We start from the raw sequence: 10340 nt of genomic DNA on the forward strand, positions 1-10340 counted from the left end.
TCAGCCCGGCTCGTACTCATCGTGGCGGCGCCACCAGACCCCGGCCTCGTTGCGTCCGCGCGGCGCGCGATCCAGCCACTGGTACATGCCCCACAGGCCATCCAGCCCGCGCGCATAGGTGGAATAGGTGTGGTACACAACGCCATCTTCCAGTGCGAAGGCGCTCATACCCGGCCGGTCGCGCTGGTACGTCGCGGCATCGGTGCCGCACATGGCAGCAAAGCGGGCCTCGGCCGCAGCGCCGCCGGCCTCCAGCTCGGGGCGCCAGGCGAATGCCGCCTCGCGCCGGTAGTTGTAGTCGATATCGCCCTGGCGTTGTTGCGCTTCGCTGAACCAGACGTTGAAGTCCGTGTTGAAGTCGCTGCCCTGCGAAGACGCCCACGGGAAGGTCCAGCCCATGCGCCGCTGGTACGCCAGCAATTTCGCCAACGGTGCCCGCGACACCGCGGCCAGCGTGACATCGTGATGCGCCAGATGGACGGCAAAGCCGTCAAACCCGTCCGCAATCGCGGAGCAGGACGGGCACCCGGCCTGGTAGTCCGGGCCGAACATGAAGTGGTAGACCAGCAGTTGCGAACGTCCCTGGAACAAGTCTGCCAGCGAGGTGCTGCCGGCCGCGGTCTCGAACCGGTAGGGCTTGTCGATTCGAACCCACGGCAACGCCTGGCGCTGCCGTGCCAGTTCATCGCTGCGTCGGGTGAGATCCTTCTCGGCCTCGAGCAGTTTACGCCGCGCGGCCAGCCATGCTTCACGGGTTCCGGTGCTGTGTGTGGTCATCGCGCATCCCTCCGTTGGTTGGTGTTCGTGTGCTAGATTAGGCGCCGGCTTCCAACGGTGGGAGTGACAAGTGTGGCGGGATTTCTGGCGGGATTCGGATGGACTCACGCATTGCCGCCGCGGCGCTCGCGCTCGCCGCGGGTGATCCGCTTGGCGCGCTGAACCGGGTTGCGCTGCGCGATGATCCGCCGGCGCTGGCGCTGCGCGGCATCGCCATGGCGCAGCTTGGCGACTTCATCCGCGCCCGGGCACTGTTGCGCAGCGCGGCGCGCGCCTTCGGTCCGCGCGAAGCCGTAGCGCGCGCCAGGTGCGTGGTGGCCGAAACGGAGATCGCCTTTATCTCGCGTGACCTGGGCTGGCCCGCAAAGACGCTGGACAGCGCGCGCGCCACCCTTGAAGCGCACGGCGACTGGGTCAACGCCGCCCATGCGCGCTATCTGGCGATCCGCCGGCTGCTGCTGATCGGCCGCATCGACGAAGCCGAGCAGGCGCTTGCCGGGCTTGACCCCGCCCCCTTCCCGCCCGCGTTGCGCACAACCCATGCCCTGATCGTGGCGGGCATTGCGATACGGCGCGTGCAGACCCGGCCGGCGCGCACCGCACTGGCACAGGCCGCGCGCGCGGCGCAGCGCGCCGGCATCCCATCCTTGCGCGCCGAGGTCGAAAGCGCGGCCCAGGCGCTGCACAGCCCCGCGGCACGCCGCATCGCGCGCGGCGAGGAACGGCCGCTGCTGCTCGAGGAAGTCGAAGCGCTGCTGGCGTCGAAAGCGCTGGTCGTGGATGCGTGTCGCTATGCCGTGCGCTGCGCTGGCACCACGGTCTCGCTCGCCAGGCGGCCGGTGTTGTTCACGCTGGCGCGCGCGCTGGCCGAAGCCTGGCCCGCCGACGTGCCCCGGGACACGCTGATTGCGCACGCCTTCCGCACCAGGCATGCCGATGCTTCGCACCGCGCGCGGCTGCGTGTCGAGATCGGGCGGCTGCGCGCGGTGCTTGGCGCATTTGCCGGCGTCACCGCAACCGGGCGCGGCTTCGCGCTGGTGCCGGACCGCGCGCGCGAGGTGGTGGTGCTGGCGCGGCCGGTGGAAGAGAAGCACGCGGCGGTGCTCGCCTTGCTGGCCGATGGCGAGTCATGGTCCAGCTCTGCCCTCGCGCTGGCGCTGGGTGCCAGCCAGCGCTCGGTGCAACGGGCACTGGAAACGCTGGCGGCCGCGGGCAAGATCCAGTCCCTTGGCCACGGGCGCGCGCGCCGCTGGATGACGCCGCCGGTGCCGGGATTCACGACGGCCTTGTTACTCCCCTCGCCGCTGCCGATTGACTAGCATGTAGCCATCCCCAAGCCACCAGGATGACAGCATGAAACGATCACAAGCCGAAGTGCTTCGCGAGTATGGTCCCTTCCCCGGGGTCGAGAACGTCCATGGTGTCAGCTATGACGGCCAGCGGGTCTGGTTTGCCAGCGGAGACAAGCTCAATGCCCTGGACCCGCTCACCGGCAGGACCTTGCGCTCGCTCGATGTCGCCGCCCATGCCGGAACGGCTTTCGACGGCCAGCACCTGTACCAGATTGCCGAAGACCGCATCCAGAAGATCGATCCGCAAAGCGGCCGCGTGCTGGCCACGGTCCCTGCTCCGGGCGGCGGCGGCGACTCGGGGCTTGCCTGGGCCGAAGGCACGTTGTGGGTGGGCCAGTACCGGGAGCGGAAGATCCACCAGGTCGATCCGCAGACGGGGGCGATCCTGCGCACCATCACGTCCGACCGCTTTGTCACCGGCGTCACCTGGGTCGATGCCGAGCTCTGGCACGGCACCTGGGAAGGCGACCAGAGCGAGCTGCGGCACATCGACCCGCAATCGGGCGCGGTGCTGGAATCGGTCACCATGCCGGCCGGCGCGGGCGTGTCGGGGCTGGAGTCCGACGGCGGCGACCAGTTCTTCTGCGGCGGCGGCAACAGCGGCAAGATCCGCGCGGTGCGCCGGCCCAGGCCAGCCGGGAAGCGCCCCGCCGACGCCGCGGGCAAGTAGCCGGCATTCACGCCGAGCGGACAACGTTCACTATTCCTTACAGACAAAGGCGCTGCCACCATCTATTCTCCTGTCGCAAACGGAATCCCCCACAACAAGGAGAATGCGATGAAATCCGCTCTGGCCCTTCTGGTCGCCTGCAGCGCACTGCTAGGCGGCTGCGTGGTAGCCCCCTACGACGACTACGGCAGCGGCCACCAGGGCTGCCCGCCGGGGCAGGCAAAGAAGGGCAACTGCCGTGTCGACACGTACGGCAACGAGTCCTTCTGCCCGCCGGGCCAGGCCAAGAAAGGCCGCTGCTGAGCCAGCGCCGGCCCCGCACCGAGCGGCCGGTCCAGGCTGGCGCCGCCTGGCGCCAGCCGGTGTTGCACGGGCCGGCCTGACGGACGGAGAATGGCGAGATGCGGGCATCTCGCCCGCAGGAGAGCGCCATGCAATCCCGCACGCCATTCTGGTATATCGGCAAACTGTGCGTTGCCGCTGTCGTGCTCGGCTCGCTTGGGGCCTGTGCGACCTTGCAGCCGGAACAGACCGGCAAGCAAATGATCGGCAGCCCTGAAAGTGCCGTACGCAGTACATTCGGATCCCCCACCGAGACCTACCGCCTCGCCGACGGCACCACCCGCTGGATCTGGTCGCGCCAGCCCCTCGGCCATGAGGTCTATGCCGCTGATTTCGACGCCGGCGGCAAGCTCACCGACTATCGCCAGATGCTGACCGAGACGGAGATCTACCGCGCCCAGGTCGGGACCTGGACCAAGAAGGATGTGCAGGAGCGCTTTGGCCTGCCGCGCGAGCCCATCCAGTACTACCCCCTGATGAAGCGTGAAGCCTGGTCCTGGCGCATGTACAAGACTGGCTTGCAGACCGCGCATTTCAGTTGCTACTTCGATGACGCCGGCGTGCTGCGCCAGACCATGATCATCGTCGACCCGCTCGGCGGCGACTCGCGCCACTCGCGCTGAAGCGAGGCCGGCGAGGCAGCCGGTGCCATTGCCGGCAGCAGGGGCTCCCCGGCCCACGGGCCTTTTTGCGCGCAGAATGGTGGCGATGCGGCAACCGCCGCCAACCCTCCATGCGGAAAACGAACGTGACCACTGCGATCCTGCTCGAGAACATCCACCAGAGCGCCAACGCCCGGCTGACTGAAGCCGGCCTACAGGTCGAGCGCCGCACCGGCGCCCTGGCCGGTGCCGAACTGCGCCAGGTGCTGGCCAGCCACGACGTGGTCGGCATCCGCTCTGCCACCCACCTGCGCGCCGACGACATCCGCAGCGCGCCCGGGCTGCTCTCGGTTGGCTGCTTTTGCATCGGCACCTCGCAGGTGGACCTGGAAGCCGCCACCGCCGCCGGCATCCCGGTGTTCAACGCGCCCTTCTCCAACACCCGCTCGGTGGCCGAACTGGTGGTGTCCGAAGCGGTGATGCTGCTGCGCCGGATCCCGGAGAAGAACACCCTGGCACACGCCGGCAAGTGGGCCAAGGGCGCCGCCGGCGCGTTCGAGGCGCGCGGCAAGACCATTGCCATCGTCGGCTACGGCAATATCGGCTCGCAGGTGGGCGTGCTGGCCGAATCGATGGGCATGCGCGTGGTGTACTACGACGTGCTGGCGCGGCTCTCGCACGGCTCTGCGCGCGCTGCGGGATCGCTGGAAGAAGCGGTGTCGCAGGCCGAAGTGGTGACCCTGCATGTGCCAGCCACGCCGCGCACGCGCAATATGATCGATGCGCGCATCCTGGCCGCCTGCAAGCCGGGCGCGATCCTGATCAATGCCTCGCGCGGCAGCGTGGTGGACATCGCCGCGCTGGCCGCGGCGCTGCGCGAGAAGCGCCTGGGCGGTGCGGCCATCGACGTGTTCCCGGAGGAGCCGAAGACCAACAACGACCCCTTCGTCAGCGAACTGCAGAACCTGCCCAACGTACTGCTGACCCCGCACGTGGGCGGCAGCACCGAAGAGGCGCAGGAGAATATCGGCACCGAAGTGGCGGCCAAGCTGGCGCACTTCCTGGCCACCGGCGGCACCATCGGCGCCGTCAATTTCCCCGAGGTCGATCCCGGCCCGCTGCACGCGCCGGCGCGGCTGCTCAACGTGCACGGCAATGCGCCGGGCGCCCTGGCGGCACTGAACACGCTGCTGGCGCAGGAGAGCGTGAATATCACCGGCCAGCACCTGCAGACGCGCGGCCACACCGGCTATGTGGTCACCGACCTCGACCGCGTGCCGTCAGACCAGTTGATGCAGGCGCTGCGCACTCACGCAGGCTTTGCCCGCTCGCGGCTGATCCTGCGATAGGACAGCGGCCGCCCCCAAGGTCAATTGTCACAAAAGTGTCATAACCCTTAAGAAGATCGCCCCGACCTGACGCCCTTCCGCAGAAATATTGCCGATACAGCACTTATGATCCTGTCCGCCGCAGGCGGGCAAGGGTGGCGGTGACGGGCATCGCCCCCAAGGAGAGTGCATTGCATCCCTTTGCCAACCACGCCGTGAGCGGCGGCCCGCTGCCGACGGTGCTCGCTTCCAAGCTCGCGCCCCCCGTGGCGCACCCCGCCACGATCGGCCGGCCGCACCTGGTCGCGCGCATGGCGCAGGACCGCGCGGCCCGCGTGATCCTGGTGCGGGCCGCGGCCGGCTTTGGCAAGACCACGCTGATGCAGCAATACGCGGAGTCCTGCGCAGCGCAGCAGCACGCCACGGTATGGCTGCGCCTGGATGCGGGCGACAATGACCTGGAACGGCTGCTGGTCCACCTGGACGCCGGCCTGGCCGCGCTGCGGCACGCTGGTGATCGGCTCCCGCACCGCGCCGGAAATCGGCCCGGGCCGGCTGCGTGCGCGCGGACAGTTGCTGGAGATCCCGCCCGCCGCCCTGCATTTTTCCGTCGACGAGGCTACGCAACTGCTGCGCGGAAGCTGCGGCCTGCCGCTGCGCGACAGCGACATTGTCGCGCTGCACCGCCGCACCGAAGGCTGGGCCACCGCGATCTACCTCGCCGCGCTGTCGCTGCAGCAGCGCAGCGACCACGCCGCCTTTGTCACCGCGTTTTCCGGCACCCACCTGGAACTGGGACATCCTGGCGCGGCAGTCCGACGCGTGCCGCGCCTTCCTGCTGGAAACCAGCGTGCTGGGCCAGCTGAGCGCACCGCTGTGCGACGCAAAGCCGCACAGAAGCGGTGGCACTGGGCCGCGCGCGCGGCCTGATCCCGTGAGCCGTGGGCACGGATAAGCGAGTGCAGTCTTGACACCTTGGCTCCTGCTTCCTTTAATGGTGTAACGCATCAGGTGTCTTGCCCGATCACTTTTGCCGATTACTTCAAGCCATGATGGAAACCGGTGAAGCCCACGATCCGCAGCGCAAGCAAGAAGAACTGCGCAGCTTCCTTTTCCTGACCGCCGTGATGGTGCCGGTACTCTCCGTCATCATCGTGGCGGGCTATGGGTTCATTGTCTGGATGACCCAACTGATCAGCGGTCCGCCGTCGCATTGAGCGGCCCGGCAAGCCCGGTGCGCAATACTGCCGCGACCGGGGCGGCATTTGACAAATAAAAACAAGCTGCAGCACAGACTGAAACGGCATCGAACCGGAGCTTGCGCATGCCCGCAGCAAGACGTGCCATCCCCATCCAGCCGCTGCCCGCGAGCGAAGAGTGGCATATCGCCGGCATCGTCGTGCATGCCATTCCCGACAGCCTGGCGCAGGTGCGCGCCGCGATCGAAGCCATTACCGGCGCCGAAGTCCACGCTGCCAGCGATGCCGGCAAGCTCGTGGTCACCATCGAAGCGCCCACCTCGCGCGCCATTGCCGCGCACCTGACGTACCTGCACCAGCTCGAGGGCGTGCTGTCGGCCGCGCTCGTCTACCAGCACAACGAAGACGCCGAGGCAATGCACGAAGCGATGGACCCGGCAATGAACGAGGAGGCAGGCACATGACCATCTCTCGTCGTGATTTCATCAAGCAGACCGCTGTCGCCGCGACCGCATCGGTCGCCGGCGTGACGCTGCCGGCCGGGGCCGCCAACTTTGTCACTGACAGCGACATGACCAAGCTGAAGTGGTCCAAGGCGCCCTGCCGCTTCTGCGGCACCGGCTGCGGCGTGACCGTGGCGGTCAAGGACAACAAGGTAGTGGCCACGCAGGGCGATCCGCTGGCCGAGGTCAACAAGGGTCTGAACTGCGTCAAGGGCTATTTCCTGTCGAAGATCATGTACGGGCAGGACCGGCTGACCAAGCCGCTCTTGCGCATGAAGAACGGCAAGTACGACAAGAACGGCGAATTCGCCCCGGTCACGTGGGAGCGCGCCTTCGACGAGATGGAACGCCAGTTCAAGCGCGTGCTGAAGGAAAAAGGGCCGACCGCGGTGGGGATGTTCGGTTCCGGCCAGTGGACGGTGTGGGAAGGCTATGCCGCGTCCAAGCTCTACAAGGCGGGCTTCCGCTCCAACAATATCGACCCAAACGCGCGCCACTGCATGGCATCGGCAGTGCAGGGCTTCATGCGTACCTTCGGCATGGACGAGCCGATGGGCTGCTACGACGATTTCGAGGCCGCCGATGCCTTCGTGCTGTGGGGCTCGAACATGGCCGAGATGCACCCGATCCTGTGGACCCGCATCACCGACCGGCGCCTGAGCTACCCCAAGACGCGCGTGGCGGTGCTGTCCACCTTCACGCACCGTTCCTTCGACCTGGCCGACATCCCGGTCATCTTCAAGCCGCAGACGGACCTGGCGATGATGAACTACATCGCCCACTACATCATCAAGAACAACAAGGTCAACAAGGACTTCGTCAACAAGCATACGGTCTTCAAGGAAGGCGTGACCGACATCGGCTATGGCCTGCGCCCGGAACATCCGCTGCAGAAGGCGGCCAAGAACGCTGCCGATCCCGGTGCCTCGCGCCCGATCACCTTCGATGACTTCGCACGCTTCGTGGCCAAGTACGACGCCGACTACGTCAGCAAGCTGTCGGGCGTGCCCAAGGCCAAGCTGGACCAGCTGGCAGAACTGTATGCCGACCCCAACGTCAAGGTGATGTCGCTGTGGACCATGGGCTTCAACCAGCATACGCGCGGCAGCTGGGCCAACAACATGGTCTACAACCTGCACCTGCTGACCGGCAAGATCGCCACGCCGGGCAACAGCCCGTTCTCGCTGACGGGGCAGCCGTCGGCGTGCGGCACTGCGCGCGAGGTTGGCACCTTCTCGCACCGGCTGCCGGCCGACATGGTGGTAACCAACCCCAAGCACCGCGAAGAGGCCGAGCGCATCTGGAAGCTGCCGGCTGGCACCATCCCCGAAAAGCCGGGCTACCACGCCGTGCTGCAGAACCGCATGCTCAAGGACGGCAAGCTCAATGCCTACTGGGTGCAGGTCAACAACAATATGCAGGCCGCCGCCAACCTGATGGAAGAAGGCCTGCCGGGCTACCGCAACCCGCAGAACTTCGTGGTGGTGTCCGATGCCTATCCCACCGTGACCGCGCTGGCCGCCGACCTGATCCTGCCCAGCGCGATGTGGGTGGAAAAGGAAGGCGCCTATGGCAATGCCGAGCGCCGCACGCAGTTCTGGCACCAGCTGGTCGATGCGCCGGGCGACGCGCGCTCTGACCTGTGGCAGCTGATGGAATTCTCCAAGCGCTTCAAGGTCGAGGACGTCTGGCCCGCCGAGCTGATCGCGAAGAAGCCGGAGTACCGCGGCAAGACCCTGTTCGACGTGCTCTACCGCAATGGCCAGGTCGACAAGTTCCCGCTCAAGGAAGTCAACGCCGAGTACCACAACGCCGAGGCCAAGGCCTTCGGCTTCTATGTGCAGAAAGGCCTGTTTGAAGAGTACGCCAGCTTCGGCCGCGGCCACGGCCACGACCTGGCCCCGTTCGACGCCTACCATGAGGCGCGCGGGCTGCGCTGGCCGGTGGTCAACGGCAAGGAGACCCGCTGGCGCTACCGCGAGGGCAGCGACCCTTACGTCAAGGCCGGCACCGGCTACCAGTTCTACGGCAACCCCGACGGCAAGGCGGTGATCTTCGCCCTGCCCTACGAGCCGGCAGCCGAATCGCCCGACAAGGAATATCCGTTCTGGCTGGCCACCGGCCGTGTGCTGGAGCACTGGCATTCCGGCTCGATGACGCGGCGCGTGCCGGAGCTGTACCGCGCCTTCCCCAACGCGGTGGTGTTCATGCATCCGGAAGACGCCAAGGCAATGGGGCTGCGCCGCGGCGTTGAGGTGGAAGTGGTGTCGCGGCGCGGGCGCATGCGCTCGCGCGTGGAGACCCGCGGGCGTGACGCGCCGCCGCGCGGGCTGGTGTTCGTGCCGTGGTTCGATGCCAGCCAGCTGATCAACAAGGTGACGCTGGACGCCACCTGCCCAATCTCGCTGCAGACGGACTTCAAGAAGTGCGCGGTCAAGATCGTCAAGGTCTAGCCCGGAATCGAACAGGGAGACGCCATGAAACCAAGCCGATCCTGGAAGCCCCTGCTGGCCCTGTGTGCGCTGCTGCTGGCCGTGCTGGCAATGCCGGCGCACGCCCAGGGCCTGGTCGACGCGATGCGCGGGCCCACACCCATCGCCAGCGAGACCAAGGCACCCATCATGTACCCGACCGAGAACAAGGACATCCGCCGCACCCGCAACTACACCATGCAGCCGCCGACGATCCCACACAAGATCGACGGCTACCAGGTCGACAAGGACTTCAACCGCTGCATGTTCTGCCACGCCCGCACGCGCACCGAGGAAACCCAGGCGATCCCAGTCAGCATCACGCACTACATGGACCGCGACAACAACGTGCTGGCCGACGTCTCGCCGCGCCGTTACTTCTGCACGCAATGCCATGTGCCGCAGGCCGACGCCAAGCCGCTGGTGGGCAACACCTTCGTTGACGTCGAGCAGATGCTCAAGCGCAAGCCCGGCGTCAAGGGCTCATCCAACTAGCGGATGCGCGCCATGCTCGACCTGATCAAGCGTTACTGGCGAACCATCAACCGGCCCAGCGCGTATTTCAGCCTGGGCTTCCTGACGCTCGGCGGCTTTGTCGCCGGCGTGGTGTTCTGGGGCGCGTTCAACACCGCGCTGGAGCTGACCAATACCGAGCAGTTCTGCACCGGCTGCCACGAGATGCGCGACAACGTCTACCAGGAGCTGCAGGGCACCATCCACTTCACCAACCGCAGCGGCGTGCGCGCCAAATGCTCGGACTGCCACGTGCCGCACAACTGGACCACCAAGATGGCGCGCAAGATGCAGGCGTCCAAGGAGGTCTGGGCCAAGATCTTCGGTACCGTCGACACCCGCGAAAAGTTCCAGGCACACCGGCTCACGCTGGCGCAGCACGAGTGGGCGCGCTTCAAGGCCAATGATTCACTGGAATGCCGCAACTGCCACGACTACCAGTCGATGGACTTCACGCGGCAGAGCCCGCGCGCGCAGGCCATGCATTCCACCCACCTGGCCAACAAGGAGAAGACCTGCATCGACTGCCACAAGGGCATCGCGCACCATCTTCCCGACATCTCCAAGGCCGAGGAGAAATGAC

The 10340-nt window shown here is 66.9% G+C and carries 12 protein-coding genes; 11 read left to right on the forward strand and 1 reads right to left on the reverse strand.

From position 1 onward, the window contains the following. The gene (locus tag AC1Q7H_RS23120; protein WP_492381773.1) at positions 1 to 777 is read right to left on the reverse strand and encodes a DUF899 domain-containing protein; all 777 of its coding nucleotides are present in this window, start codon (positions 775 to 777) and stop codon (positions 1 to 3) included. A gap of 98 nt (positions 778 to 875) precedes the next feature. Here AC1Q7H_RS23120 and AC1Q7H_RS23125 point away from each other — a divergent pair, with 98 nt between their 5' ends. From AC1Q7H_RS23125 to AC1Q7H_RS23175, 11 genes are all read left to right on the forward strand, one after another. Continuing rightward, on the forward strand, positions 876 to 2096 hold the full coding sequence (locus AC1Q7H_RS23125; RefSeq protein WP_211981028.1) for a helix-turn-helix domain-containing protein: 1221 nt from the start codon (positions 876 to 878) through the stop codon (positions 2094 to 2096). Positions 2097 to 2130: 34 nt separating this feature from the next. Then, complete coding sequence (locus tag AC1Q7H_RS23130; RefSeq protein WP_492381774.1) at positions 2131 to 2799, forward strand: Vgb family protein; 669 nt, start codon at positions 2131 to 2133, stop codon at positions 2797 to 2799. Between the two features lie 108 nt (positions 2800 to 2907). Then, positions 2908 to 3102: a hypothetical protein gene (locus AC1Q7H_RS23135; RefSeq protein WP_013952470.1), complete on the forward strand. Its 195-nt coding sequence runs from the start codon at positions 2908 to 2910 to the stop codon at positions 3100 to 3102. A 128-nt stretch (positions 3103 to 3230) separates the two neighbouring features. After that, positions 3231 to 3764, forward strand: a complete 534-nt coding sequence (locus AC1Q7H_RS23140) for a hypothetical protein (protein WP_211981027.1) — start codon at positions 3231 to 3233, stop codon at positions 3762 to 3764. A gap of 110 nt (positions 3765 to 3874) precedes the next feature. Next, positions 3875 to 5092: a phosphoglycerate dehydrogenase gene (serA, locus tag AC1Q7H_RS23145; RefSeq protein ID WP_013952468.1), complete on the forward strand. Its 1218-nt coding sequence runs from the start codon at positions 3875 to 3877 to the stop codon at positions 5090 to 5092. Positions 5093 to 5630: 538 nt separating this feature from the next. Then, positions 5631 to 6026, forward strand: coding sequence for a winged helix-turn-helix domain-containing protein (locus AC1Q7H_RS23150; protein ID WP_492379345.1), 396 nt, complete (start codon positions 5631 to 5633; stop codon positions 6024 to 6026). Positions 6027 to 6120: 94 nt separating this feature from the next. After that, the gene (gene napE / locus AC1Q7H_RS23155; RefSeq protein WP_013952465.1) at positions 6121 to 6288 is read left to right on the forward strand and encodes a periplasmic nitrate reductase, NapE protein; all 168 of its coding nucleotides are present in this window, start codon (positions 6121 to 6123) and stop codon (positions 6286 to 6288) included. A gap of 107 nt (positions 6289 to 6395) precedes the next feature. Further along, positions 6396 to 6734 (forward strand): chaperone NapD, encoded by a 339-nt coding sequence (locus tag AC1Q7H_RS23160; RefSeq protein ID WP_013952464.1) that lies wholly within the window; start codon positions 6396 to 6398, stop codon positions 6732 to 6734. Beyond that, entirely contained in the window at positions 6731 to 9226 is a 2496-nt protein-coding gene (gene napA, locus AC1Q7H_RS23165) for a periplasmic nitrate reductase subunit alpha (protein WP_013952463.1), read from the forward strand. The genes AC1Q7H_RS23160 and napA overlap by 4 nt, the downstream gene beginning before the upstream one ends. 24 nt (positions 9227 to 9250) lie before the next feature. Beyond that, positions 9251 to 9739: a nitrate reductase cytochrome c-type subunit gene (locus AC1Q7H_RS23170; RefSeq protein WP_013952462.1), complete on the forward strand. Its 489-nt coding sequence runs from the start codon at positions 9251 to 9253 to the stop codon at positions 9737 to 9739. A 12-nt stretch (positions 9740 to 9751) separates the two neighbouring features. Continuing rightward, on the forward strand, positions 9752 to 10339 hold the full coding sequence (locus AC1Q7H_RS23175; RefSeq protein ID WP_041228817.1) for a NapC/NirT family cytochrome c: 588 nt from the start codon (positions 9752 to 9754) through the stop codon (positions 10337 to 10339). Position 10340: the final 1 nt, after the last annotated feature.

The organism is Cupriavidus sp. GW823-FHT06D04 (assembly GCF_058795055.1).